Genomic DNA, 531 nt, shown 5'->3' with positions numbered 1-531 from the left:
GCCGAGCAGGTCGTCGACACGACCGGGCACGACGAGGCCCCACGGGGTTGCCGGCGAGGTTGTCGCGCAGGTGGTCGGTGGCCCGGCGGTCGGACTCGACGGCGACGAGCTGACCGTCGGGGCCCACGGCCTCGGCGAGCGGGACGGAGAAGAGGCCGACGCCGCTGTAGAGGTCGAGCACCCGCTCCCCCGGCCGGACGTCCGCGGCGGCCAGCACGGCCTCGACGAAGGCGCGCGGGGCATCCCGGTGCACCTGCCAGAAGCCGCGGGCGTCGACGTGCATGGCCCGCTCCCCTGCTGCGGTCGCGACTGTCTCGGTGACGGTGATCGGCGGGGTCGGCGCGTCGTGCGGGACCTCGACGACGACGGTGTCGCTCTCCCCCGACGGGACGACGACGTCGAGCGCGCTGATCCCGTCGAGCGAGCCGGGCGCGCTCTCGGTCTCGGCGAGCGCGTCGTCGTCGACCTCGTCGACGGCCGCGACCCCGATCGGGCAGCCGGTCACCGGCACGACGTCGTGGCTGCGGTGCC

1 protein-coding gene is annotated in these 531 nt (G+C 75.7%); it reads right to left on the bottom strand.

Annotation, left to right across the window (positions count from 1 at the left end; all coding sequences use genetic code 11):
- Positions 1-531 (bottom strand): rRNA adenine N-6-methyltransferase family protein (locus tag AC2W7J_RS18720; protein ID WP_485984313.1); only part of this gene is annotated, 531 nt, incomplete at both ends.

The sequence above is a fragment of the Janibacter sp. CFPM2_SD2 genome, assembly GCF_057364645.1.
The sequence above is the reverse complement of the archived record's forward strand: the minus strand, read 5'-3'. Positions and strand labels throughout refer to the sequence as shown.